The 25,267-nt window shown below is 70.6% G+C and carries 22 protein-coding genes and 1 tRNA gene; 18 read left to right on the top strand and 5 right to left on the bottom strand.

Translation table 11 applies throughout. From position 1 onward, the window contains the following. Nucleotides 1–27: 27 nt before the first annotated feature. The gene (locus AUV07_RS00115) at nucleotides 28–1,536 is read right to left on the bottom strand and encodes a PucR family transcriptional regulator (RefSeq protein ID WP_062632801.1); all 1,509 of its coding nucleotides are present in this window, start codon (nucleotides 1,534–1,536) and stop codon (nucleotides 28–30) included. A gap of 93 nt (nucleotides 1,537–1,629) precedes the next feature. On the opposite strand from AUV07_RS00115, the gene gabT reads away from it, so the two are divergent. From gabT to poxB, 8 genes are all read left to right on the top strand, one after another. Continuing rightward, complete coding sequence (gene gabT, locus AUV07_RS00110; RefSeq protein WP_062633027.1) at nucleotides 1,630–2,991, top strand: 4-aminobutyrate--2-oxoglutarate transaminase; 1,362 nt, start codon at nucleotides 1,630–1,632, stop codon at nucleotides 2,989–2,991. 91 nt (nucleotides 2,992–3,082) lie between these two features. Next, nucleotides 3,083–4,465: a flavin monoamine oxidase family protein gene (locus AUV07_RS00105; protein WP_062632799.1), complete on the top strand. Its 1,383-nt coding sequence runs from the start codon at nucleotides 3,083–3,085 to the stop codon at nucleotides 4,463–4,465. Next, entirely contained in the window at nucleotides 4,465–5,349 is an 885-nt protein-coding gene (locus AUV07_RS00100; protein ID WP_062632797.1) for a universal stress protein, read from the top strand. The genes AUV07_RS00105 and AUV07_RS00100 overlap by 1 nt, the downstream gene beginning before the upstream one ends. After that, on the top strand, nucleotides 5,349–6,905 hold the full coding sequence (locus AUV07_RS00095; protein ID WP_062632795.1) for an APC family permease: 1,557 nt from the start codon (nucleotides 5,349–5,351) through the stop codon (nucleotides 6,903–6,905). Before AUV07_RS00100 ends, AUV07_RS00095 begins: the two co-directional genes overlap by 1 nt. Before the next feature lie 14 nt (nucleotides 6,906–6,919). Continuing rightward, entirely contained in the window at nucleotides 6,920–8,386 is a 1,467-nt protein-coding gene (locus AUV07_RS00090) for an NAD-dependent succinate-semialdehyde dehydrogenase (RefSeq protein WP_062632793.1), read from the top strand. 145 nt (nucleotides 8,387–8,531) lie between these two features. Beyond that, a complete protein-coding gene (locus tag AUV07_RS00085) occupies nucleotides 8,532–9,896 on the top strand; it encodes an NAD-dependent succinate-semialdehyde dehydrogenase (protein WP_062632791.1) in 1,365 nt (454 codons plus the stop codon). Nucleotides 9,897–10,018: 122 nt separating this feature from the next. Next, nucleotides 10,019–10,456 (top strand): pyridoxamine 5'-phosphate oxidase family protein, encoded by a 438-nt coding sequence (locus AUV07_RS00080; RefSeq protein ID WP_062632789.1) that lies wholly within the window; start codon nucleotides 10,019–10,021, stop codon nucleotides 10,454–10,456. Between the two features lie 40 nt (nucleotides 10,457–10,496). After that, on the top strand, nucleotides 10,497–12,221 hold the full coding sequence (gene poxB, locus AUV07_RS00075; protein ID WP_062632787.1) for a ubiquinone-dependent pyruvate dehydrogenase: 1,725 nt from the start codon (nucleotides 10,497–10,499) through the stop codon (nucleotides 12,219–12,221). Nucleotides 12,222–12,284: 63 nt separating this feature from the next. On the opposite strand, the gene AUV07_RS00070 is transcribed toward poxB, so the two are convergent. Further along, nucleotides 12,285–15,077, bottom strand: coding sequence for a hypothetical protein (locus AUV07_RS00070; RefSeq protein ID WP_062632785.1), 2,793 nt, complete (start codon nucleotides 15,075–15,077; stop codon nucleotides 12,285–12,287). Between the two features lie 28 nt (nucleotides 15,078–15,105). After that, nucleotides 15,106–16,926, bottom strand: a complete 1,821-nt coding sequence (locus AUV07_RS00065) for an HSP90 family protein (protein ID WP_062632783.1) — start codon at nucleotides 16,924–16,926, stop codon at nucleotides 15,106–15,108. A gap of 192 nt (nucleotides 16,927–17,118) precedes the next feature. Between AUV07_RS00065 and AUV07_RS00060 the strand changes: the two genes are divergently transcribed. The 9 genes from AUV07_RS00060 to AUV07_RS00020 all read left to right on the top strand — a co-directional run bounded on the left by AUV07_RS00060 (nucleotide 17,119) and on the right by AUV07_RS00020 (nucleotide 22,887). Then, nucleotides 17,119–17,191: transfer RNA gene (locus AUV07_RS00060), tRNA-Trp, on the top strand. A gap of 39 nt (nucleotides 17,192–17,230) precedes the next feature. Then, on the top strand, nucleotides 17,231–17,503 hold the full coding sequence (secE, locus tag AUV07_RS00055; RefSeq protein ID WP_025102339.1) for a preprotein translocase subunit SecE: 273 nt from the start codon (nucleotides 17,231–17,233) through the stop codon (nucleotides 17,501–17,503). 42 nt (nucleotides 17,504–17,545) lie between these two features. Then, complete coding sequence (gene nusG, locus AUV07_RS00050) at nucleotides 17,546–18,580, top strand: transcription termination/antitermination protein NusG (RefSeq protein WP_025102338.1); 1,035 nt, start codon at nucleotides 17,546–17,548, stop codon at nucleotides 18,578–18,580. Nucleotides 18,581–18,885: 305 nt separating this feature from the next. Then, nucleotides 18,886–19,317, top strand: coding sequence for a 50S ribosomal protein L11 (gene rplK / locus AUV07_RS00045; RefSeq protein WP_025102337.1), 432 nt, complete (start codon nucleotides 18,886–18,888; stop codon nucleotides 19,315–19,317). 11 nt (nucleotides 19,318–19,328) lie between these two features. Further along, complete coding sequence (gene rplA, locus AUV07_RS00040; RefSeq protein WP_025102336.1) at nucleotides 19,329–20,018, top strand: 50S ribosomal protein L1; 690 nt, start codon at nucleotides 19,329–19,331, stop codon at nucleotides 20,016–20,018. Between the two features lie 197 nt (nucleotides 20,019–20,215). Further along, nucleotides 20,216–21,031, top strand: a complete 816-nt coding sequence (locus AUV07_RS00035) for an amino acid ABC transporter substrate-binding protein (RefSeq protein WP_062632781.1) — start codon at nucleotides 20,216–20,218, stop codon at nucleotides 21,029–21,031. A 3-nt stretch (nucleotides 21,032–21,034) separates the two neighbouring features. Further along, nucleotides 21,035–21,700, top strand: coding sequence for an amino acid ABC transporter permease (locus tag AUV07_RS00030; protein WP_062632779.1), 666 nt, complete (start codon nucleotides 21,035–21,037; stop codon nucleotides 21,698–21,700). After that, nucleotides 21,687–22,490, top strand: coding sequence for an amino acid ABC transporter ATP-binding protein (locus AUV07_RS00025; protein ID WP_062632777.1), 804 nt, complete (start codon nucleotides 21,687–21,689; stop codon nucleotides 22,488–22,490). The genes AUV07_RS00030 and AUV07_RS00025 overlap by 14 nt, the downstream gene beginning before the upstream one ends. Before the next feature lie 40 nt (nucleotides 22,491–22,530). Next, nucleotides 22,531–22,887 carry an iron chaperone gene (locus AUV07_RS00020; protein WP_062632775.1) on the top strand — a complete coding sequence of 119 codons (357 nt, stop codon included), beginning with the start codon at nucleotides 22,531–22,533 and terminating at the stop codon, nucleotides 22,885–22,887. 4 nt (nucleotides 22,888–22,891) lie between these two features. Here AUV07_RS00020 and lysE read toward each other — a convergent pair whose 3' ends face one another. Beyond that, the gene (lysE, locus tag AUV07_RS00015) at nucleotides 22,892–23,545 is read right to left on the bottom strand and encodes an L-lysine exporter (RefSeq protein WP_062632773.1); all 654 of its coding nucleotides are present in this window, start codon (nucleotides 23,543–23,545) and stop codon (nucleotides 22,892–22,894) included. A 69-nt stretch (nucleotides 23,546–23,614) separates the two neighbouring features. Between lysE and AUV07_RS00010 the strand changes: the two genes are divergently transcribed. Next, nucleotides 23,615–24,499 carry a LysR family transcriptional regulator ArgP gene (locus tag AUV07_RS00010; RefSeq protein ID WP_062632771.1) on the top strand — a complete coding sequence of 295 codons (885 nt, stop codon included), beginning with the start codon at nucleotides 23,615–23,617 and terminating at the stop codon, nucleotides 24,497–24,499. 27 nt (nucleotides 24,500–24,526) lie between these two features. On the opposite strand, the gene AUV07_RS00005 is transcribed toward AUV07_RS00010, so the two are convergent. After that, nucleotides 24,527–25,207 carry a YqaJ viral recombinase family protein gene (locus AUV07_RS00005; protein WP_062632769.1) on the bottom strand — a complete coding sequence of 227 codons (681 nt, stop codon included), beginning with the start codon at nucleotides 25,205–25,207 and terminating at the stop codon, nucleotides 24,527–24,529. Nucleotides 25,208–25,267 lie beyond the last annotated feature (60 nt).

The following is a 25,267-nucleotide window of genomic DNA, read 5'->3' as shown; positions in this document are numbered from 1 at the left end:
GGGAGAGGGAGGGACGGGTGGGCCGGGTCAGTCGCGGGCGGTCTGCAGCAGTGCCCACACCTCGGCCCGGGCGGGGAAGGTCGTCAGGTCGACCCCGAGGAGGGCGCCGGCGTGGGAGACCCGGGAGCGGAGGGTGTGGCGGTGGATGCCGAGGGCGGCTGCGGCCTGCTCGGCCCGCGCGTCGTGGTCGAGCCAGGTGCGCAGCGCGTGTTCGAGCGCAGTGCCGTGGGCGGCGTCGTGTTCCCGGAGCGGGGCGAGACGCGACTCCGCGACGAGTCGGGCCTCATCCGTGGCCAGAGCGGTGAGCAGGCTCGACCCGACCGTGTCGGCGTACCGGACGGCGCCGCTCGTGCCGGGCTGACGGAGGGCGACGAGCGCCTGCGCGTGTGCACGGGAGAAGGCGTCGTACCCCTCCGGAGCGGAGACGCCGACGCGGGCGGTGAAGCGGGCGGCCACATCGTCGAGAAGCGGCTCGTCGGTCGCAGAGATGCAGATGACGACGCCGTCCTCGGAATCGGCGAGGAACGCGGGAGTGCCGTGGTCGAGGCGCCGGCGCTCCCACCAGTCGAGGAGCGGCTCCGCCGGGGCGTCTCCGGTCACGGCGACCACCACGGGGGCGGGCGGGAGGCTCCCGAGCACCCGGCGCGCGAGGCCGGGGTCGTCGCCCAGGAGCGAGCGCAGCAGCTGCGTGTGCAGGCGGCGACGGCCGCGGGTGAGCTGCTCGCTCTGCTCCCGCGCGAGTCCGGCCATCGCGATGACCGACGTGACGACGGCTCTGGCCTCCTGGTCGAGGGCGTCGGCCTCCACGGCAAGGACGCCGCGCAGGTGCCCGCCCCGCCCCACCGTGAAGAGCATGAAGGTGCGCGCCTCGAGCGTGAGGGACTGCCCCGCCTCCAGTCCGCGGTCGAGGATCTCCTGGACCCGCCTCCCGAGCTCTTCCCGGACCGTCGTCGAGAAGGCATCGCGGGGGTGGGCGACGAGCAGGTCGCCCGCCGCGTCGAACATGCCGGCCCAGGCTCCGAGACGACGGCCGAGCTCGGTGACGATGGCGTCCAGCCCGCGCGGTCGGAGCGCCGCGAGGGCCAGGGCGCGCTGGGTGTCGAGCGCCCAGGTGCGTCGGGCGTAGGCCTGCGCCGCGATCGCTTCGGAGTGCGCGCGGGCCACGGCGATGAACGGCGTGCGGTACGGCACCTCGAACAGCGGAATGCCCTGGTCGGCGCACGCCGCGATCAACTCCTCCGGCGTTCCCGAGCGATGCACGTCGGTGCCGAACCCGAGCCCCAGCACCCCGCGCTCGGCGAGGCGCACGACGTAGGGCGGGATGGCGTCCGCGTCGTCGAACTGGGTACCCGTGGTCAGGAGCACCAGGTCTTCCGCGAGGAAGGGCGTCGGGTCCGCGAGATCCGAGCTGTGCACCCAGCGCAGCGGCCGGTCGAGTGCGCCGTCCGGCAGGTCGGCGGCAGCGGAGACGAGGCGCAGGTCCAGATCACGGCGCCGCAGCAGGGCGGACAGCGTGGGCGGATCGGTAGGGGCCATGCGATCTCCGGTTGTACGAGACGGCGAAATCAATTCTCCGATTGTACGACCCGGCGAATGCGGGCGTCTCCGCTGCCGCCGTACGCTCGCGACATGGCTCTCCTCGACACCGCAGCACCCGCAGTCCCCCTCGGCGGCCCCGACCTCCCGCAGGAGCGTCGCCTCGTCACGGAACTCCCCGGCCCGCGGTCGGCCGAGGTCCTCGCCCGCAAGGCGGACGCGGTCGCCGCCGGTGTCGGACACACCGTGCCCGTCGCCGCCGTCGCGGCCGGGGGAGGGGTGGTCGTCGACGCCGACGGCAACTCGCTCATCGACCTCGGCTCCGGCATCGCGGTGACCACGGTCGGCAACGCGCACCCGAAGGTCGCCGCGGCCGTCGCCGCGCAGGCCGCGCAGTTCACGCACACCTGCTTCATGATCTCGCCGTACGAGTCGTACGTCGGCGTCGCCGAGGCGCTCAACCGCGTCACCCCCGGCGACTTCGCCAAGAAGAGCGCCCTGTTCAACTCCGGCGCCGAGGCCGTCGAGAACGCGATCAAGATCGCCCGCAAGCACACCGGACGCCAGGCCGTCGTCGCGTTCGACCACGGCTACCACGGCCGCACGAACCTCACCATGGCGCTGACCGCGAAGTCGATGCCCTACAAGAGCGGCTTCGGCCCGTTCGCCCCCGAGGTCTACCGCGCGCCGATGTCCTACCCGTTCCGCGACGGACTCGAGGGCGGCGAGGCCGCGGCCCGCGTGATCCTCCAGCTCGAGAAGCAGATCGGCGCCGACAACCTCGCGGCCGTCATCATCGAGCCCATCCAGGGCGAGGGCGGCTTCATCGTCCCCGCCGACGGCTTCCTCCCCGCGATCGTCGACTGGTGTCGCGCGAACGGCGTCGTCTTCATCGCCGACGAGGTGCAGACCGGCTTCGCCCGCACGGGGCACATGTTCGCCAGCGAGATCTTCGGCATCGAGCCCGACCTCATCACCACCGCCAAGGGCATCGCGGGCGGGCTGCCCCTCGCGGCCGTGACCGGTCGCGCCGAGATCATGGACGCCTCGCACTCCGGCGGCCTCGGCGGCACCTACGGCGGCAACCCGATCGCCTGCGCCGCGGCGCTCGCGGCCATCGACGTGTTCGAGAACGACGGCGTCATCGAGCGGGCCCGCGAGATCGGCGAGATCCTCATCGGCCGCCTCACCGCTCTCCAGGCCGAGGACGCCCGCATCGGAGACGTCCGCGGTCACGGCGCGATGGTCGCGGCCGAGTTCGTGGACCCGGAGACCAAGGCTCCGGACGCCGCGCTCACGGCCGCCGTGGCCAAGGCGTGCATCGCTCAGGGCGTCATCGTCCTCACCTGCGGCACGTACGGCAACGTCATCCGCTTCCTCCCGCCGCTGTCCATCGGCGACGAGCTGCTGAACGAGGGCCTCGACGTCGTGGCCGAGGCGCTCGCCGGCGCCTGACACACTGTCCGGTCGCGTCCCCGGATCGGGGGATTTCGGGACGCGACCGGTACTTCTTCCCCCGCATCCCCCGACGACGAAGGAGTTGCAGATGGCTGAGATCACCCGCGACGTGCTGATCGTGGGCGCCGGAGCCGCAGGGCTCACGGCGGCCAACGACCTGCGGAAGGCCGGACTGTCGGTCGCCGTGCTGGAGGCCCGCGACCGCGTGGGCGGCCGGCTGTGGACTGACGTGATCGACGGCGCCATGCTGGAGATCGGCGGCCAGTGGGTCTCGCCCGACCAGGACGCCCTCAAGGACACGATCGAGGAGCTGGGGCTCGAGACCTACAGCCGCTACCGCGAGGGTGACAGCGTCTACGTCGGCCCGGACGGGAAGGCCCATCGCTTCACGGGCGAGATGTTCCCGGTGTCGGCGGAGACCGAGGCCGTGATCGCCCGCATCACCGGCATCCTCGACGCCCTCGTCGCCGAGATCGACCCGGACCGCCCGTGGGAGCACCCGAACGCGGCCGAGTGGGACTCCATCTCGTGGGACGCCTGGCTGCGCTCGCAGACCGATGACGACGAGGCCGTGCGCAACCTCGCCTTCGCGACCGGCTCGGCGATGCTGACCAAGCCGACGCACGCGTTCTCGCTGCTGCAGTCGCTGCTCATGGCGGCGTCCGCCGGCTCCTACTCGAACCTCGTCGACGCCGACTTCATCCTCGACAAGCGCGTCGTCGGCGGGCTGCAGCAGGTGCCGCTCCGCCTCGCCGAGCGCCTGGGGGAGGACGTGCTGCTGAACCAGCCCGTCCGCAGCCTGGAGTGGTCGGATGACGGGGTCGTGGCGACCACCGACGACCTCACGGTCCGGGCACGGTACGCGATCCTCGCGCACGCCCCCATCCTCTACAACCGCATCTCCTTCGTTCCGCCGCTGCCGCGTCGTCAGCACCAGCTGCACCAGCACCTGTCGATGGGCTTCGTCATCAAGGTGCACGCGGTCTACGACCGCCCGTTCTGGCGCGAGCAGGGCCTGAGCGGCACGGCGTTCAGCCCGTACGAGCTCTCGCACGAGGCGTACGACAACACCAACCACGGCGACGAGCGCGGCACCCTGGTGGGCTTCGTGTCCGACGCGAACGCCGACGGCGTGTTCGAGCTGTCGGCCGAGGAGCGCAAGGAGCGCATCCTCGAGTCGCTCTCGCACTACTACGGTCCCGAGGCCAAGAACCCCGTCGTCTACTACGAGAGCGACTGGGGCAGCGAGGAGTGGACCCGCGGCGCGTACGCCGCGAGCTTCGACCTCGGCGGACTGCACCGCTACGGCGCCGACCTGCGCACGCCGGTCGGACCGATCCACTTCGCCTGCAGCGACATGGCCGGAGCGGGGTACCAGCACGTCGACGGGGCGATCCGCATGGGCCACCTCGTCGCGGCGAACATCGTCGACGCCCGCCGCGAGGCCGGCGCTCCCGAGAGCATCGGCTGATGACCGGCTCGGTCGTCGTCGGCTACACGGCGACGGATGCGGGGGCCGACGCGGCGGCGCTGGGCGCGCGACTGGCGCGCAGCATCGGGGCGACCCTGCACCTCGTGATCGTGCTGCCGACCGAGGGCACCCGGAGCGCCGCCGTGCCGCCGGAGCGCGCCTACGAGGACGTCATCCGGAAGCAGGCCCGGAGCTGGCTGCAGGACGCGGTCGTGCGCCTGCCGCAGGAGCTCGTGCGCAGCGGCCACGTGCGCTTCTCGGAGTCGTTCGCCGAGGGCCTCATCGCCGCCGGTGAGGAATTCGACGCCAGCGTCATCGTGATCGGCACCGCCGGCGGGGGCCTCTTCGGTCGGCACCGCCTGGGCAGCGTCGCATCGGAGCTGCTGCACTCCTCGCCGATCCCGGTGGCTCTCGCGCCGGCGGGCCTCGCGCAGCAGGACGACCACGTGCTCCCGCGCGTCACCGTCGCCGTCGGCACCCGTCCGGGCGCGGAGGGCGTGCTGGACCAGGCCGTGGCCCTCGCCGGCGCCGCCGAGGTGAGCCTGCGTCTGGTGTCCCTCGTGCCGTTCGACGTGCCGCCGGGGCTCGACACCGGCGCCATCCGCCTCGCCGGCAGCGAGCACGCGCACCAGGTGCTGGCCGTGGCCGCCGAGCGGCTGCCGGACGGTCTCGGCGCCGTCGTCGAGGAGGCCCCCGGCGAGACGGTGGAGGACGCCGTCGCCGGGCTCTCCTGGCTCCCCGGTGAGGTCGTGCTCGTCGGCTCCAGCCGGCTGGCGCAGCCGCGCCGCCTCTTCCTGGGCTCCACGGCGGCGAAGATGCTGCACGAGCTGCCCGTCCCCATGATCGTCGTCCCGCGTACCCGCGATGAAGCAGGAGACCGCTGATGAGCAGCACCAACCGGGCGACGGAGCCCGCATCCGGCGTCACGACCGGAATCTCGACGAAGGGCCTGAGCGCCGGCACCGTCGGCCTGATCGGCGCCGTCGTGATCGGCATCTCGTGCATCGCCCCCGCCTACACCTTCACGGCCGCCGTCGGCCCCACCGCATCCGAGGTCGGCGCGCAGATCCCGGCGATCATCCTCGTCGGCTTCATCCCGATGCTCCTCGTGGCCTTCGGCTACCGCGAGCTCAACAACCGCATGCCCGACTCCGGTACGTCCTTCACCTGGGCCGCCAGGGCGTTCGGACCGTGGGTGGGCTGGATGGCCGGCTGGGGCCTCGTGGTCGCCACGATCCTCGTGCTGTCCAACCTCGCCGGCGTCGCGGTCGACTTCCTGTTCCTGCTGCTGTCGCAGATCACGGGCAATCCGGAGATCGCCGATCTCGCCGGCGTGACCTGGATCAACATCGGCGTCTGCCTGCTGTTCATGCTCGGCGCGACGTGGGTGTCGTACCGCGACATGCAGACCACGCAGAAGCTGCAGTACTGGCTGGTCGGATTCCAGATCCTCGTGCTCGTGTTCTTCGCGGTCGCCGCGATCGTGCAGGCCGTGGGTGGCAACGGCTTCGACTACCAGCCGTTCGACCTCAATTGGTTCAACCCGTTCGCGATCTCGTCGTTCAGCGCCGTCGCCGCCGGTCTGTCGCTGTCGATCTTCATCTTCTGGGGCTGGGACGTCACCCTCACCATGAACGAGGAGACGAAGGACCCGGAGAAGACCCCGGGGCGCGCGGCCACCGTCACCGTGCTCACGATCGTCTCGCTGTACCTGCTCCTCGCCGTCGCGATGATCATGTTCGCGGGCGTCGGCACGGGGGAGCTCGGCCTCGGCAACGGCGACATCCAGGAGAACGTGTTCTTCCACCTCTCCGGACCGATCCTTGGGCCGCTCGCGTTCCTCGTCTCCCTCGCGGTGCTCACGAGCTCGGCGTCGTCGCTGCAGTCGACGTTCGTCGGTCCGGCCCGCACCCTGCTCGCGATGGGCCACTACGGTGCGCTCCCGAAGTCGTTCGCGAAGGTGAGCCCGCGGTTCTTCACCCCCGGCTACGCCACGATCGTGTCGGCCATCGTGGCCTCCGCGTTCTACGCCGTGATGCGCGTGGTCAGCGAGGACACGCTGTGGGACACGATCCTCACGCTCGGCATGATGATCTGCTTCTACTACGGGATCACCGCGTTCGCCTGCGTCTGGTACTTCCGCAAGCAGTGGTTCGACTCGGCGCGGAACGTCTTCTTCACGTTCCTGTTCCCGCTGGTGGGCGGCATCATCCTCGCGATCCTGTTCTTCACCACGCTGATCGACTCCATGGACCCGGCCTACGGCTCCGGGTCGGAGATCGGCGGCATCGGGATCGTCTTCATCCTCGGCATCCTCATCATCGTCGTCGGCGTCGCCGTGATGATCTGGAACGCCATCCGCCGCCCCGCCTTCTTCCGCGGTGAGACGCTGGGTATGGACGCTCCGCCCAGCCGCCGCCGTCGTCCCACGTCCGTCTGAAAGAGAGAGACTCCATGAGCACTCAGAACGAGCAGGCGCTGCTCGACAGCATCCCCACCGGCCTCTTCATCGGCGGGGAATGGATCGAGGGAGAGACCGGCGCGACCTTCGACGTCAAGGACCCCTCGACCAACCAGGTGATCCGCACGATCGCCGACGCCACCCCCGCGGACGGCATCCGGGCGCTCGACGCGGCCGTCGCCGCGCAGGACGAGTGGGCCGCGACCGCGCCGCGCGTGCGCGGCGAGATCCTGCGCCGGGCGTTCGACCTCGTGCAGGAGCGCAAGGAGGACCTTGCGCTGCTGATGACGCTCGAGATGGGCAAGCCCCTCGCCGAGGCCCGCGGCGAGGTCGCGTACGGCGGCGAGTTCCTCCGCTGGTTCAGCGAGGAGGCCGTGCGCATCAGCGGCCGCTACGGCCTCAACCCCGAGGGCACCGGTCACATGATCGTGTCGCAGCGCCCCGTCGGCCCGTCGTTCTTCGTGACGCCGTGGAACTTCCCGTTCGCGATGGCCACGCGCAAGATCGCGCCGGCCCTCGCCGCCGGCTGCACCGTCGTGATCAAGCCCCCGGCACTCACGCCGCTCACGACCATCTTCTTCACGACGCTGCTCGAGGAGGCCGGTCTGCCGAAGGGCGTCGTCAACGTCGTGCAGACCTCGAAGTCGAGCGCCCTGTCCGCGCCGATCATCGCCGACCCGCGCCTGCGCAAGCTGTCCTTCACCGGGTCGACCGAGGTCGGCCGCAAGCTCATCGCCCAGGCGGCGGAGGGCGTGCTGCGGGTCTCGATGGAGCTCGGCGGCAACGCGCCGTTCGTCGTGTTCGACGACGCGGACCTCGACAAGGCCGTGGACGGCGCTCTCGCCGCGAAGTTCCGCAACATCGGTCAGGCCTGCACGGCGGCGAACCGCTTCATCGTGCACAGGGACGTCGCGGGCGAGTTCGCCAAGCGCGTCACCGAGCGTGTCAACGGCATGAAGATCGGCCGCGGCACGGAGGAGGGCGTGGCGATCGGCCCGCTCATCGACGAGGACGCGGTGGCCAAGGCCGGCGAGCTCGTGGACGACGCCGTCGAGCGCGGCGCGACCCTGCTCGCGGGCGGCAAGGCGCTCGAGGGCACCGGCACGTTCTACGAGCCCACGGTCCTCACCGACGTCGTCCCCGGGTCCGCGATCCTCCGCGAGGAGATCTTCGGCCCGGTGCTCGCGATCGCGACCTTCGAGACCGAGGACGAGGCCGTGCGCCTCGCCAACGACACCGAGTACGGCCTCGTCTCCTACGTCTTCACCGAGAACCTGCAGCGCGGTCAGCGGATGATCGACGCGCTGGAGACCGGCATGATGGGTCTGAACGTGGGTGTCGTCTCCAACGCGGCGGCTCCTTTCGGCGGCGTCAAGCAGTCCGGCGTCGGTCGCGAGGGCGGCTTCGAGGGCATTCACGAGTACCTGTCCACCAAGTACACGCTGATCCCGGTCTCCTGACCTTCCGCGTGGGTCCCTGAGCTCGTCGAAGGGCCCCACCCCCCCCGAACGGCCTGGGTCCCTGAGCCTGTCGAAGGGCCCCAGCACACGAACGGCCTGGGTCCCTGAGCCTGTCGAAGGGCCCCAGCACACGAGAGGACAACCCATGACCGACTACGCCGTCGTCAACCCCGCCACCGGCGAGACCCTGGCGTCGTACGAAACGTTCACCGACGCCCGGATCGAGGAGGCCGTCGCGGCCGCCGACGAGGCGCATCGCGAGTGGTCGCGCTCCACCACGGTCGCCGACCGTGCCGCGCTGCTGCGTCGCGCGGCCGAGCTCCACCGGGAGCGCCGCGAGGAGCTGGCCGACATCTTCGTGCGCGAGATGGGCAAGCCGCGGGAGGCCGCACTCGGCGAGGTCGACTTCGCCGCCGACATCGCGGAGTACTACGCGGACCAGGCCGAGGACATCATGGCCGACCAGCCCATCAAGATCCTCGGTGAGGGCTCGGCGATCATCCGCCGCTCCTCGCTGGGGCCGCTCGTGGGGATCATGCCGTGGAACTTCCCGGCGTACCAGATCGTGCGCTTCGCCGCGCCGAACCTGATCGTCGGCAACACGATCCTCCTCAAGCCTGCGCCGCAGTGCCCGGAGTCGTCGAGCGCGATCGAGGCGATCTACCACGACGCGGGCTTCCCGAAGGGCGCGTACCAGAACGTGCTCGCCACGAACGACCAGATCGCGGCGATGATCGCAGACCCGCGCGTGCAGGGTGTGTCGCTGACCGGCTCCGAGCGTGCCGGCGCCGCGGTCGCCGAGGTCGCTGGGCGCAACCTCAAGAAGGTCGCGTTGGAGCTCGGCGGGTCCGACCCGTTCATCGTGCTCTCCACCGACGACCTCGATGCCACCGTGCAGGCGGGTGTGGACGCGCGCCTCGACAACAACGGCCAGGCCTGCAACGGCGCCAAGCGCTTCATCATCGTCGACGAGCTCTACGACGCGTTCGTGGAGAAGTTCACGGCGGCGATGGCGGCCGTCGAGGCGACCGATCCCACGCTCGACGACACGGTCCTCGGTCCGGTCTCGTCGGAGGCGGCGGCGGAGAACCTGCAGAAGCAGATCGACACCGCCGTGGCCCAGGGGGCGACCCTGCTCACGGGCGGCACGCGCGACGGGGCGTTCTTCGCACCGACCGTGCTCGCCGACGTGACCCCGGAGATGGACGTCTACCGCGAGGAGCTGTTCGGCCCCGCGGCCGTCGTCTACCGCGTCGCGGACGAGGATGCGGCGGTCGCGCTGGCCAATGACACCACGTTCGGTCTCGGCTCCTACGTCTTCACGACGGACGAGGCGCAGGCGGAGCGGGTGGCCGACCGGATCGAGGCCGGCATGGTCTACGTGAACCTCGTGCTCGCCGACAGCCCCGAGCTCCCGTTCGGCGGCATCAAGCGCAGCGGCACGGCCCGCGAGCTCGGCCACCTGGCCGCCGACGAGTTCGTCAACAAGAAGCTGATCCGCATCGGCTGACCGTCGACCCACCCCCTTGCGGCCGAGCGGCCCCCTTGCGTGCGCACGCAAGGGGGCCGCTCGCACGAGAGGGGCCGGGTCGACGGGGTGCGCGTCGAAGACGGACGAGGCACAATGGCGGCATGAGTGCGCACACGGATCCGGTCCAGACCCTCACCGCGGAGCAGAGCTGGGAGCACCTGCGCAGCCAGGAGCTCGGGCGGCTCGTCACCAGGGTCGGCGAGACGATCGACATCTTCCCCGTGAACTACGCCGTCGACGGCGAAGGACTCCTGTTCCGCACGGCCCCCGGGAGCAAGCTGTTCGAGCTGACGGTCAACGCCGACGTTCTCTTCGAGGTCGACGACCACACCGACACCGCCGCCTGGAGCGTCATCGTCCGCGGGCGTGCCGAGGCGCTGGAGACCGACGCCGACATCGAGCGGGCGGAGGCGGCGGGTCTGCGCCCGTGGATCCCGACCGACAAGCGGGTGTACGTGCGCATCGCCCCGACATCGGTGTCCGGCCGCGCGTTCCAGCGCGATCCCGAGCCTGACCGGGACGGCCCGCAGGAGTACTGAGTCCGGCCCGGGGAGGCCTCGGCGGGCGTAGGGTCGGGGTATGGCCAACGTCGCTGAGAACATCGTCAAGACTCTGAACGCCAACGGAGTCGACCGGGTCTACGGCATCCCGGGCGACTCCCTGAACGGTCTCACGGACGCCCTCCGCAAGGACGGCCGGATCCGCTGGGTGCACGTGCGCCACGAGGAATCCGCCGCCTTCGCCGCCGCGGCCGACGCCGGCACCACCGGAGACCTCGCCGTCGTGGCGGGCTCGTGCGGCCCCGGCAACCTGCACCTCATCAACGGCCTGTACGACGCGCAGCGCTCTCGCGTGCCGGTGCTGGCCATCGCCGCGCACATCCCGACCGTCGAGATCGGCACCGGCTACTTCCAGGAGACGCACCCGCAGGAGCTGTTCCGCGAGTGCAGCGTGTACGTCGAGTACGTCGCTGACCCGTCGCAGATGCCGCGGCTGATGGAGATCGCGATGCGCGCGGCCATCGAGCAGCGCGGCGTCGCCGTCCTCGTGATCCCGGGCGACGTGGCGCTGTCCGAGATCGCGGACGACCGCGCCGTGGTGATCGAGCGCACCCGCCCGCTGATCCAGCCCAGCGGCCCGGAGCTGGAGAAGGCCGCGACCATGCTGAACGCGGCCAAGAAGGTCACCATCCTCGCCGGGGCCGGCGTCGAGGGGGCGCACGACGAGGTGATCGCGCTGGCCGACGCGCTCGGTGCCCCCATCGTCCACGCGCTGCGCGGCAAGGAGTTCATCGAATACGACAACCCCTTCGACGTCGGCATGACGGGACTGCTCGGCTTCGCGTCGGGCTATCGAGCCATGGAGGCCGCCGACACGCTCCTCGTCCTCGGCAGCGACTTCCCGTACGAGCAGTTCTACCCGGAGCACGCGACCACCATCCAGGTCGACATCCGCGGATCCCAGCTCGGCAAGCGCCACCCGCTCGACCTCGGTCTCGTCGGTGATGTGAAGGCCACCGCCGAAGCCCTGCTGCCCCGCATCGCACGGAAGGACGACCGCGGCCACCTCGACGACGCCGTGGCCCACTACCGGAAGACGCGGAAGAAGCTCGACGAGCTCGCGGTGCCGGCCAAGGGCGCCCGCCCCATCCACCCGCAGTACCTCGCCCGGCTGCTCGACGAGTACGCCGCCGACGATGCGATCTTCACCGCCGACGTGGGGTCGCCGACCGTCTGGGCCGCGCGGTACCTGTCCATGACCGAGGGGCGCCGGCTGATCGGATCGTTCACGCACGGCTCGATGGCGAACGCCCTGATGCACGGCATCGGCGCGCAGGTCGCGCATCCGGATCGTCAGGTCGTGGCGCTCGCCGGTGACGGCGGCCTCGCGATGATGCTCGGCGAGCTGCTCACGCTCACCCAGAACGGACTCCCGGTCAAGACGATCGTGGTGAACAACTCGTCGCTGAACTTCGTGGAGCTGGAGATGAAGGCCGCCGGCTTCGTCACCTACGGCACCGGGCTGGACAACCCCAGCTTCGCCGCGATCGCCGAGGCCATGGGGATCTTCGCCCGTCGGGTGGAGCGCAGCGAGGATCTGCCGGAGGCCGTCCGCGAGGTCCTCGCGCACGACGGTCCCGCGCTGCTCGACGTCGTGACCGAGCGGCAGGAGCTGTCCATGCCGCCGGCGATCGAGGCCGCGCAGGTCAAGGGCTTCGCGCTCTACGCCATCCGCACGGTCATGTCGGGTCGCGGTGACGAACTGCTCGACCTCGCGCGGGCGAACTGGCGTCAGCTCTTCTGACGCGGCCCTCCGCCGCATCCGCACCGGCGCGGGATCCCCTCCGGATCCCGCGCCGGTGTCGCGTCAGCTCTCGACGAGTGCCCTGACCTCGGCGGCGTCGGCGTGCCGCCCCAGCGCCTCCAGCACGTCGCCGAGCTCCAGCGCCGCCACCTGACGCAGCGGCGGGAAGCCCTCGGCATGCTCCAGGGCGCTCCGGTACACCGGCACGGCATCGGCCGGGCGGTCGTTCCCCGCGAGCACCCGGCCCGCGAACAGCTCCGAGCTTCCTGCGGCGCCCTGATCGCCCAGCGCCGCGAAGCCGTCGGCGGCGGTGAGAGCAGCGGCGACGGCCTCATCGATCCGGCCCAGCTGGGCCAGTGCGCGGCCGCGGGAGTCGGTCACGTCGGCGAGCAGCCAGCCGGCTTCGTGCTCCTGGGCGAGCGCGGCGACCTCGTCGAAGAGGGGGAAGGCGCGCTCGTCACCCCGGCCTGCATAGGCCTGGCCGAGGCTGTGCAGCACCTCGGACAGCGCGCCGACGGCCTCGGGGGCACGCCGCACGATGTCCGCAGCGCCCTCCAGCAGCCGCACGGCGTCGTCGTGCTCCTCGAAGCGGGCGAGGATCTTCGCCTGCTCCGTCATGGCCATGGCCTGGTCGGCGTGGGCCTCCGCCTGTCCGAACAGCTCGGCGGCGTAGCCGTGTGCGCCGACCGCCTGACCGAACTCGCCGGACTCGGCGAGCGACCGGGCCAGGAGGGAGGCGGTCATGGCGCGCGAACCCGCAGGTGTCTCGGCGTTCTCCTCGCGCTGGAGCACGTCCCCGAAGAGCTCGGCTGCCTCCTCGGCGTCTCCCGCGCGGAGCATCGCCCTGGCCAGCCGGAAATCGACGCCGGTGCGATCGCCCTCGTCCTGCAGCCGAGCGGCCAGACGGTAGCGGGCGACGGCCTTCTCGGGCTCCTCGGCGTCCTCCCAGAGCGCGCCCGCGAGCACATGGGCCTCGGCGAGAGCCCGGGTGGCGCCGAGCTCGGCGAGCAGCCGGCACGCCTCGTCGGCGTCGACCGCGCCGTCCTGGTACGCGCCCGAGCCGCCGCGCACGCGCGCCCGGGTCTGCAGTGCGCGGGCTCGGTGTCCGGCGGACAGGTCCTCCTGTGCGAGGAAGCGGTCGAGGAGCGTGCGCCCGGCGTCGAGGTCGCCCGTGCTCAGCACGGCACTGATCGCGACGAGGGTCGTGGTGTTGGACAGCCGGGTGTCCTCGGCCTCCGCGAACGAGCGGGCGGCGAGCTCCGCGAGGTCCAGCGCCGCATCCGGCTCCTCCGCCCGCAGGTGCAGCGATGCGCGGCTGATCGCCAGGTCGCCGCGCGACCACGCAGGAAGACGGTCGGCCTCGGCCAGTTCCTCTTCGAGCGCCGCCATGGTCTCGTCGGTGTGCAGGCCGAAGGTCGCCAGGCCGAGCCGTTCCTCGAGGTCGGCCTGCGCGTCGTTCCCGGCGGCCCGAAGCGCGGCGATCCGCTCGGGGAGGAGGCGCACGGCCTCGTCCCCGCGATCGAGTGCGACGAGGATGCCGAGGTGCATCGACAGGAGCTGCGCGCGCTTGGCGGCGTCGTCGACTTCCATGGCGTGTGGGAGCGCGGCGAGGGTCTCCTGCTCGGCGCCGAACTGCGCGAGCTGCATGGCCCGCTCGAACCAGCCGTCCGGGTCGGTCGGGGTCGTGGCGGGCGCGGGGGCGACGAACGCGTCGGAGCGGATCGGGACGTCGTAGCTCTCGTCGGCGAGAGCGCGCATCCGGGCGAGGCTGCGGGCGTGCCCGTCGGTGCCGTCCCGCTCGTCGAACTGTGCGCCGATGCGCTCGGCCGTCGACCAGGCGGTCGCGGCGAGCTCGGCGGCGCTCCACGGGCCGTCGTGCGCGCCCAGCAGCGGCACGAGCGCCGGGGCGTCGGCACCGCGGACCGGGGTGTCGCCGTGTCCGGCAGCGGTGACGCGGTCGAGAGCGACCGCGAAGGCCGTGAGGGCGGCGAAGTGCGCGTCGACGTTGAGGCCGTCGTGGGCCAGCCACGCGATGTGCTTCTCGATCAGGGCCAGCGCCCGCGCCTCGTTGCCGGTGATCGCGGCGAACACGATGTTGTTGGCCACGATGCGCAGGTTGTCCGGGTTGTCCTTCGCCAGGCGGTAGCTGCGCAGGTGCGCGGTCTTCGCGTCCTCCGTGCGACCGGCGCGCAGATACGGGAGCAGCACGCGGGACAGAGCGTGCTCGGGCTCCTCGCCGCACGAGAAGCCGCCCTCGAGCATCTCCTCGACGAGGCGGATGGCGTCGGCGTCGCGGTCGGTCTCCGCGAAGAAGCCCGCGAACTGGCTGCGGCTGCAGGCGTCGCAGTGGCTGTGCTCGTCCCGCGGCGTGGCCTCGAGCTGCACGCGCAGGGCCTCGGCGGCGTCGAACCGACCGGCGTCCCAGGCGTCCTCGAAGCGGGCGGTCAGCACGCCGCTGAGGCCGAGTCCCGCGGCGCGGTAGTGCGCCTCCATGTCGTCGAGCACCGCGGCGATCTGCTCCTGCGAGAAGGCGGGGGAGGAGCGCAGGGACGACGCCATCCACTTGAACTGCCACATGAGGTCGGCCCCGCCGTTGTCGAGGTCGGCGGGGAACCGCTGCGGGTCGGCGTCGTGATGCGCGAGGCACCAGGCGAACGAGTTGAGCATGACGTCGGTGGCCCCGACCATGTTCGCCGAGGCGGTCTGGCGCATGCGGGCCTCGTACTCCAGCCTTTCGTCGCCGATCTCGATGGCCAGCGCGACGGCCTCCGCCACGAGGGCCTGCTCCGCCGGACCCCACGGGGTGCGGTCGATCTCCTCGATGAGCTGCTGGAAGCGCTTCTTCGGACGTGCCATGGAAGGCCCTTTCGGGTAGTCGGGGGTGTCAGCGCGCGTCGAAGGGGAGCGTGTCCCCCTCGATGCCGGCGGAGAGCGAGACGAGGTCGGACAGGGCGCTGGTCATGAGGGCCCGGTCGGCGTCCGAGAGCGGGTGGTGTCCCGCGAGGAGCGCCTGGATGTAGAGCAGCTGGACCGTGCGCGCGAACACGGCGTCGTCCTCGACGCGGACGAGGGCGCGGACGACGCGGTTCGACCAGTTCAGGCACAGTCGCGCCGTGAGGTCGTCGTCCCGCGCGGAGGAGAGCGTCTGATCGATCCGGTCGAGTACCCCGCCCCAGAGCGTGCTCGCGATGCCCTTGGTGCGCCCGCGGTCGATCGTGCGCAGCACCTCGGGATCCGCGACGTAGAGTCCGGTCAGCTCGGGGCGATCGATCGCCCTGACGACGACGGCACAGTCGGAGCCGGCGAGCACGGCGCCGGCGCGGGACTCCAGCGCCATCGCGATGTCCCGGTCGTCGAGCGGCGGCGGGTCGAGGCGATCGAGCTCCCCGGTCACGTCGACCTTCTCCACCGTGACCTGCGGGTAGAGGTCGGGGAGCAGACGGATCAGGTCCGCGTCGTAGAGGTAGCCGCCGTTGACGAGCACCTCGTCCGAGGGCGAGATGCCGGCCACCTGGCGGAACTCGTCGACCGTCTGGGCGTAGCGCACCTGCGGATACCGTTCCACGAGCTCGCCGATCCGCAGCGTGCCGTGCGTGGTCTCCACGGTGAGCCAGCGTGTGATGAAGCGCGCGAGCTCCTCGTCATGACGCACCAGCGACTTGAGTCCGACCTCGTGCACGGCCACGAACTGGGCGAGGCGATGCGGTTCGCGCAGACCGAGCTCGAGCACCCAGCGGCGGATCCCGGCGCCGAGCTGCTCCCGGACGTGCTCCAGGGCCGTGTCCTCGACGAGGGACTCGCGGCTCGCGGTCGGCGCGAGGCCGGTGGAGTCGACGACGGCGCGCACGAAGAAGGCCCAGTCGGGCAGCACGTCGTCGACGCGCTCGGACAGCAGCATGCGCCCCAGGTACATGCGGGTCGCCTGCCGGGCGCCGGGCGGAGGAGCGAAGGGCAGGACGTACGCCAGGCCCTGCGTCCCGGTCGCCGGTTCGCTCAGCGGGATCACGTCCAGCGGGGCGGCCCCGAGCAGGTCGCGACCGTACTGCACGGCCGCCTCGACGTCGGCGGCGGGGTCGAGGAAGGGAGGCTCGCGCGTCACATCGATGTCCCCACCGGGCGCGTCGATGGTCACCCGCACCGGCAGGAACTCCCCGAAGGTGGTCGCGAGCTCGTGTACGGCCGCCGGCCGCAGCAGCTCGTCGGTATCGAAGCGCGGCACGAGGTGCACGCTGGTGCCGATCGGAAGGTCGTCACCGATCTCCGTGACGCGGAAGGTGCCGTCCGCGCTGCCCGTCCACTCCACCGCGGAGCCGCCTCTGGCGCTGCGGGACCGGATGACGATGGTGTCGGCGACCATGAAGCAGCTCAGCAGCCCGATGCCGAACTGGCCGAGGAAGTCGCTCCGGGGGAGGTCGAAGATGTCCCGCTTGGAGCTGCGCCCGACGGTCGCGAGCAGATCGGCGACCTCGGTGGCGGTCAATCCCACGCCGTCGTCGCGGAGCACGAACTCGCCTGACTGCGCGGTCAGCGGCGTGATCCGGATGCGGCTGCCGCCGCCGTCGACCTCACGGCGCGCCGCGATCGCGTCCCTCGCGTTCTGGAGCAGTTCCCGCAGATAGACCCGGGGACTGGAGTAGATGTGCCGGCTGAGCAGATCGACGACTCCGCGCAGGTCCACCTGGAACTGCTGCACATCCCCACTCACATGCGTCCCTTCCTGCTTCGTCCGCCCGCCGAGCCTAGCAACAACGCGGGTTCGGCTTCCTGTTCGGCACCACCGGATCGATGCCGTATGCTTGGTGAGCAGTTGTTCTCTGCATTCTTTCGCCGTGCCTGGCGTCTACGACATCGGCCGGTGGCAGGGTGGGGAGGGCATCCCCGAGACCTCCGGGTCTCTAGGGCGGTAGCTCAATTGGCAGAGCAGCGGTCTCCAAAACCGCAGGTTGCAGGTTCGATTCCTGTCCGCCCTGCGCGTCAGCGCACGCTGACACACGAAAGGTACATTCAGGATGGATCAGGACGAACCGCGCGGCGACGTCGTCGCGGCCGGCGCCACGCGCCAGAAGAAGGGCAACCCCTTCTCCCGGTTCTTCGGGGGCATCGCCCTGTTCATCCGCCAGGTCATCGCCGAACTGCGCAAGGTCGTCACCCCGACCCGCAAGGAGCTTTTCAAGTTCACGGGTGTGGTGCTCGTCTTCGTCCTGATCGTCATGGGCATCGTCTACGGTCTCGACTACGTCTTCGGGCTCCTGACGCACTACGTGTTCGGAATCCCTGGCTGATGACCCCCGCGGCGACCGCCGCAGCTATGGAGAAGAAGCAACGTGTCTGAACGATATTCCGACGACGCCGACTGGGCGACCGCCGCAGAGCAGTCCAGCGAGGAGGACGAGGCCCAGGAGGGCAACGTGCTCGCCGCCGAGGAGCTCTCGGTCACCTCTGCCGAGCACGTCGCGGTCCACGTCGAGGACGAGGACGGCGAGCAGGAGACGGAAGACATCGACATCGACATCGACGACCCGGAGGCGGACGCCATCGTGAACGACGCTCTGAACCTGGACGAGGCCGCGGAGTCCGAAGCCGCCGCCGAGGTCCTCAACGACTCCGTGGCCGAAGAGGTCGCGGAGCAGGAGGCCGAGGCGGCCGACGAGGTGACCCCGTACGAGGGGCCCGACGTGAACGGCGAGGACGACCGTCCCGCCGCCGAGTCCGACGAGGACGAGTCGGCGTCCGAGGAAGACCCGTACGAGGCCTTCCGCATGGACCTGCGCATGCTCCCCGGCAAGTGGTATGTCATCCACTCGTACGCCGGCTTCGAGCGCAAGGTCAAGGCGAACATCGAGCAGCGCAAGTCGACGCTCGAGGTCGAGGACGAGATCTACCAGGTCGAGGTCCCGATGGAGGACGTCGTCGAGATCAAGAACGGCCAGCGCAAGATGGTCACCCGCGTGCGCATCCCCGGCTACGTGCTGGTGCGCATGGAGCTCACGGAAGACACTTGGTCGGTCGTGCGGCACACCCCCGGCGTCACCGGCTTCGTGGGCAACGCCCACAACCCGACGCCGCTGCGCTTCGAAGAGGCCTTCAACATGCTGAAGTCCCTCGTCGAGGTCAAGGACGTCCCGACCGCCAAGAACATCGCGGCCAAGGGCGGCGTCGCCGTCGCCCGTCCGCTTCCCGCCGAGGTCGACTTCGAGGTCGGCGAGACCATCACGATCAAGGAGGGCTCGTTCGCCGGTCTTCCCGGTTCGATCAGCGAGATCAAGCCGGAGAGCGGCAAGCTCACGGTCCTCGTCTCGCTCTTCGAGCGCGAGACCCCGGTCGAGCTGTCGTTCGACCAGGTCACCAAGATGATCTGACCGTGGGTCACTGAGCCTGCCGAAGTGCACGAGAACGGCCGTCCCTCCCGGGGCGGCCGTTTTCTCTTCCCCGACCCACCCCCTTTCGTGTCTCCCGGCCCGTTGCGGACGCACGCACAGGGCCGGCTCGAACGCAAGGGGCCGGCTCGCGAGTGGGGGAGTGATCAGGTAGACTTACGTGGTTTGTGCGATAGCCCGCATGGGTCCCTGAGCTTGTCGAAGGGCGCGCAGACGACCACGGGCCGGAGAGGCCGGAGCCGTGGGAGAAGCGGATGCTCGCATCCGCCTCGAGGAAAGGAAAGAGAATGGCACCGAAGAAGAAGGTGACCGGCCTGATCAAGCTTCAGATCAACGCCGGTGCCGCCAACCCGGCGCCGCCGATCGGCCCCGCGCTCGGTCAGCATGGCGTCAACATCATGGAGTTCTGCAAGGCGTACAACGCCGCGACCGAGTCGCAGCGCGGCAACGTCATCCCCGTCGAGATCACCGTCTACGAGGACCGCAGCTTCACCTTCGTCCTGAAGACCCCGCCCGCGGCGGAGCTCATCAAGAAGGCCGCCGGCGTGCAGAAGGCTTCGGCCACCCCGCACACCGTCAAGGTCGGCAAGATCACCAAGGACCAGGTCCGTCAGATCGCCGAGCAGAAGCAGGCCGACCTGAACGCGAACGACATCGAGGCCGCCTCCAAGATCATCGCCGGCACCGCCCGTTCCATGGGCATCACGGTCGAGGGCTGAGGAGAATAATCATGGCTACCAAGTCCAAGGCTTACAAGGCTGCCGCCGAGAAGATCGAGGCAGACCGTTTCTACACGCCGTCCGAGGCCGTCGCGCTCGCGAAGGAGACGGGTTCGGCGAAGTTCGACTCGACCGTCGAGGTCGCGCTGAAGCTCGCTGTCGACCCCCGCAAGGCGGACCAGATGGTGCGCGGCACCGTCATCCTGCCCCACGGCACCGGTAAGACCGCCCGCGTCATCGTGTTCGCCACCGGCCCTGCGGCCGAGGCGGCGATCGCCGCCGGCGCCGATGAGGTCGGCGGCGCCGAACTCATCCAGAAGGTCGCCGACGGCTGGACCAACTTCGACTCCGCGGTCTCGACCCCGGAGCTCATGGGCCAGGTCGGCCGTCTCGGCAAGGTGCTCGGTCCCCGTGGCCTGATGCCGAACCCGAAGACCGGCACCGTGACTCCGAACCCGGCCAAGGCCGTCGAAGAGATCAAGGGCGGAAAGATCGAGTTCCGCGTCGACAAGCACGCCAACGTGCACTTCGTCATCGGCAAGGCCTCCTTCTCGGCCGAGCAGCTGAACGAGAACATCGACGCCGCGCTCGAGGAGATCGTCCGCCTCAAGCCGTCCAGCGCCAAGGGCCGTTACATCCAGAAGGGTGCGGTGTCGACCACGTTCGGCCCCGGCATCCCGCTGGACGTCAACGCCATCTGACGCGTCGACGGGTCTCGCACCTGTCGCACCGAACGCCCCCGGGTCCGCCCGGGGGCGTTCTGCGTTCCCGGGGCGGTTCGGCCCGCGACATCCGGCGTCATCCGATGCGCGGACGTCGGAGGCGCCGCGTACTGTGGGGGAGTTCCCGCGGTCGTCGCGTAAACTCGCACCCGCGCTTTCTCACCCCAGGAGGGTCCATGTCCCGTCGTCTCATCGCCGTCACCGCACTCGTCGTCGCCGCCGCCGCGCTGACCGCCTGCAGCGGGTCCAGCACCCCTGCGAGCACGGACGGCGAGAGCGCCGCGGGCTCCGACTTCGGCCTGGTGAAGGACGGCACGCTGACGGTCGCGACCGAGGGCACCTACCGCCCGTTCAGCTTCCACGGCGACGGCGGCTCCGGCGACCTCACCGGCTACGACGTCGAGATCATCCAGGCCGTCGCCGACGAGCTCGGCCTGAAGGTCGAGTTCCAGGAGACGCAGTGGGACGCGATCTTCGCGGGTCTCGACGCGGGCCGCTTCGACGTGATCGCGAACCAGGTGTCGATCAACGAGGAGCGCGAGGCGAAGTACCTCTTCAGCACCCCGTACACGGTGTCGCCCGGCGTGATCGTGGTGAAGGAGGACGACGACTCCATCTCGTCCTTCGACGACCTCGAGGGCAAGACGACGGCGCAGTCCCTCACGAGCAACTGGTACGAGCTGGCCACCGAGTCCGGCGCCAAGGTCGAGGGCGTCGAGGGGTGGGCGCAGGCCGTGGAGCTCCTCCGACAGGGCCGGGTGGACGCGACCGTCAACGACAAGCTGACGTTCCTCGACTACGAGACGACCAACAGCCCGACGGGCCTGAAGATCGCGGCGGAGACCGACGATGCCGGTGAGCAGGCCTTCGTCTTCACGAAGGACAAGGAGGCGCTCGTCGATGCGGTCGACGAAGCGCTCGACACGCTCCGTGCCGACGGCACCCTGGCCGAGATCAGCGAGAAGTACTTCGGCGAAGACGTCTCGCAGTAGGCGATGCAGAATCCCTGGGAGCTCTTCTTCTCCTCGCTCGGGCCGATCGCCTGGGCGGGGCTGACGGCGACGATCCCGCTCGCCCTGGTGTCGTTCGCGCTGGGGCTCGTGATCGCGATCGGCATGGCGCTGATGCGGATCTCGGTGCATCCGGTGGTGTCCGGCATCGCGCGGTTCTACATCTCGGTGATCCGCGGCACGCCGATGCTCGTGCAGCTCTTCGTGATCTTCTACGGCCTGCCGTCCGTCGGGGTGACCCTCGATCCGTGGCCGAGCGCCATCATCGCGCTCTCGCTCAACGTCGGCGGCTACGGCGCCGAGGTCGTGCGGGCGGCGATCCTCTCGGTGCCGAAGGGGCAGTGGGAGGCCGCGTACACGATCGGCATGAACCGCACCCGCACGCTGACCCGCATCATCCTGCCGCAGGCCGCGCGGGTGTCGGTGCCGCCGCTGTCCAACACGTTCATCTCGCTCGTGAAGGACACCTCCCTCACGTCGCTGATCCTCGTGACGGAGCTGTTCAAGGTGGCGCAGCAGATCGCCTCCACCACGCTCGAGTTCATGGTGCTGTATCTGGCTGCGGCGCTGGTCTACTGGGTGATCTGCCTGGTGCTCTCCTTCGGGCAGAGCGCCCTGGAGAGGAGGCTCGACAGTCGTGTCGCGCACTGAACCCACGACCGGACCGCTGCTCACCGCCCGCGGCCTGCACAAGAGCTTCGGCGCCACCGAGGTGCTTCGAGGCTTCGACCTCACCCTGCACCGCGGCGAGGTCGTGGTGCTCATCGGGCCGAGCGGCTCCGGAAAGACGACCGTCCTGCGAGCCCTGAACGGCCTGGAGACGCCGGACGCCGGCACCATCGCGATGTCCGGAGGCCCGGAGATCGACTTCGCACCGGAGGTCCGCCCGAAGCCGCGCGTCGCGAAGCAGCAGCGGCTCGCGCTCCGCGATCGGTCGGCGATGGTGTTCCAGCACCACAACCTCTTCCCGCATCTGACGGTGCTGGAGAACGTGATCGAGGGGCCGTGGCGGGTGCAGGGGCGTCCGAAGGCCGAGGTCGTCGCCGAAGCGCAGGCCCTGCTCGCCCGGGTGGGCCTCGCCGACAAGGCGGACGCGAGGCCGCATCAGCTCTCCGGCGGGCAGCAGCAGCGCGTCGGCATCGTGCGCGCCCTGGCTCTGCAGCCGGACCTGCTGCTGTTCGACGAGCCGACGAGCGCGCTCGACCCCGAGCTCGTGGGAGAAGTGCTGCTGGTCATCAAGGAGCTCGCCGATGAGGGATGGACGATGGCCGTCGTCACGCATGAGCTGAGCTTCGCGCGGGAGGCAGCCGATCATGTGCTCTTCCTGGATGGCGGCGTCGTCATGGAGCAGGGACCACCTGCCCAGCTGTTCAGCGCTCCGCAGCACGAGCGCACGCAGCGGTTCCTCACGCGCATCCTCCGGCCCCTCGACGGCGCGTGAGCCCTCGACCCCGAGAGGATTCGATGGCAGGATGCGGTGCGTGGGCACCATCGACGACTACCTGACCGACCTCGACGCCGCGGACCGTGCGGTGATCGATCGTGTGTACGCGATCGCCGGTGAAGAGGTGCCGGAGGCCGAGCAGGGCACCGGCTACGGCATGCCGGCGCTCGTGTACGACGGCAAGCCGCTGCTCTCGGTGATGCGCGCGAAGAAGCACATCGGCGTCTACCCGTTCAGCCCCGAGGCGGTCGCTGCCGTGGCGGACCTCCTCGCCGGTCACCCCGGGGTCAGCCTCGACAAGGGGACGATCCGGTTCCAGCCGGAGCACCCCCTGCCGGTGCAGGCGGTCCGCGCGCTTATCCGGGCGCGGGTGTCGCAGATCGACGCCGGGTGAACGCCTAGCCGCCGAGCACCGGGAGCACGAGGCTCACCGCCAGCGTGATCATCACGACCGCGATCACCGCGTCGAGGATGCGCCAGGAGCGCGGGGTGCGCAGCCATCGTCCGAGGTAGCGGGCGCCGAAGCCGAGGGCCGCGAACCAGAGGATGCTCGCCGCGACCGCCCCGGCCGCGAACAGCCACCGCTCCTCCCCGTGCGTCGCCGCGATCGACCCGAGCATCAGCACCGTGTCGAGGTACACATGCGGGTTCAGCCACGTCAACGCCAGGGTCGTGAGGATCACCGGGGCGAGGCGGGTGCGGGTGAGCGTGCCAGTGCCCCCGGACGCCTCCAGGACCGGGGCGTCGCCCCCGTCGACGACCAGCTCCTCGCCGCCCCGCCAGGCCCGCCGCGCCGCAAGCAGTCCGTATCCGAGCAGGAACAGCGCCCCTGCCCAGCGGGCCACGACGACGAGCCAGGGTGCGGCGGACAGCACGAACCCGAGCCCGGCGACACCGGCGATGATCAGCACGGCATCGGAGAGCGCGCAGACGATCACGACGGCGAGGACGTGCTCGCGCCGGATTCCCTGACGCAGCACGAACACGTTCTGTGCGCCGATCGCGACGATAAGGGAGAGACCGAGGCCGAGACCGGCGAGGACGGTGAGCATGCGTCGAGCCTAGGAGGACGGAGCATCAGGTGCAGCGAAGATTCCTTCCGCACCATTAGCATCACTGATGTGAGGATCGACCCGGAGCTCGCCGCCACGCTCGCCGCCGTCGCCGACGAGGGCACCCTCGATGCGGCATCGCGTCGGCTGCAGGTCACCCCGTCCGCGGTCAGTCAGCGACTCAAGGCGCTGGAGCAGCAGCTCGGGCGGATCCTCCTCGTGCGCAGCAAGCCGGTCCGCCTCACCGAGGCGGGGGAGTCCGTCGTGCGGCTCGCGCGGCAGATCGCTCTGCTGGAAGAGGATGCTCTCGCGGGAGTCGGGATCGAGGGGAGCACCGAGGGGCGGCGGATCAGCGTGCCACTCGCCGTCAACGCGGATTCGATGGCGACCTGGTTCTTGGCACCGATGGCCCGGCTCTCCGCCGCGCACGACATCGATGTCGACCTGCACCGCGACGATCAGAACTTCACCGCCCGCCTGCTCGAATCCGGGACCGTCATGGCGGCGGTCACCAGCGAAGCCACGGCGGTCGCGGGGTGCACGGTCGCGCCCCTCGGCGTGCTCGAGTACCGCGCCATGGCCGAACCCGCCTACGCCCGCCGATGGTTCCCGGACGGCGTGACCCCCGATGCTCTGGCGCACGCGCCGTTCGTCGACTTCGACCGCCGGGACACCCTGCAGCACGAGTGGCTGGCCGCGCGCGGAGTGCCGGCGGCCGGCGTTCCCCGGCACTACGTCCCGGCGTCGCACGACTATGCGCTGGCTGTCGGCCTCGGTCTCGGCTGGGGGATGGTGCCGCGGCTGCAGGAGGTGCCGGGACTCGTGGCGCTGGGCGGTCCGATCCTGCGCGTGGCGCTGTACTGGCAGCAGTGGACCCTGCGCTCCGCGCTCCTCGACACGATCGCGTCCGAGGTCGCGGGGGAGGCGCGTCGGGTGCTCGCTCGCGAACCCTGACACGGCCGGGACGGCGTCGCCGGGTGGTCAGTCGGCGAGAGCGAGGGCGCGGAAGGCGTCACGCTCGCGGAGCTGCTCGCGACGGCTGTCCACCGGGGACGCGGAGCGGGCCGGGACCGTGCGTCCGGTCGTGCGGCGGTACAGCTCGTCGATGAGGTCGGTGGCGAGCCCCACGAGTTTCGCGATCTCGCGCTCGTCGCGGTCGATCCAGACGCAGCGGGGCTCGTCGTGGACGGGGGAGAAGTCGACGTGCTCCTCCCACACGAACAGGGTGCGCTCGGCGCCCAGCACGTGCTGCTGCCACCACACCTGGCGCAGGTAGGTGCGGGGGATCCCCCGGAAGGCCTTGTTGGTGGTCTTGATCTCCGCGAGGCTGACGCGACCGTCCGCGTCCACCGAGATGCCATCGGGCGTCGCCAGGTGGCGGTGCTCGATCTCGGCGCGGAACAGCGCGGAGGAGGGGAAGATGCCGTGCGTCGCGGCGACCCAGGCGGCGATCTCCGGCTCGCGGCGCCGGCCGTGGTCGGTGTAGGCGTTGCCGCCGAACCGCGGCCCGCCGCCGAGCTTGGCGTCGGCAGCACGGGCGATCGAGCGCTCGCTGGTGAGCCCGGCGACGTCGGTGGCCGTGATGCCGCGAGAGCGTGCCCTCATCCATGCCACGCGGTCGCGCGAGTCCGCGACGATGCGAGCTTGGAGTTCCGGGGTCACCAGAAGACTCTAACTCTCCCCCACCCCCGTTCCCGTCGTACACGCCGCCCCCTCCCGTCG

This window comes from Microbacterium sp. CH1, from assembly GCF_001595495.1.
Classification (GTDB): domain Bacteria; phylum Actinomycetota; class Actinomycetes; order Actinomycetales; family Microbacteriaceae; genus Microbacterium.
The sequence above is the reverse complement of the archived record's forward strand: the minus strand, read 5'-3'. Positions and strand labels throughout refer to the sequence as shown.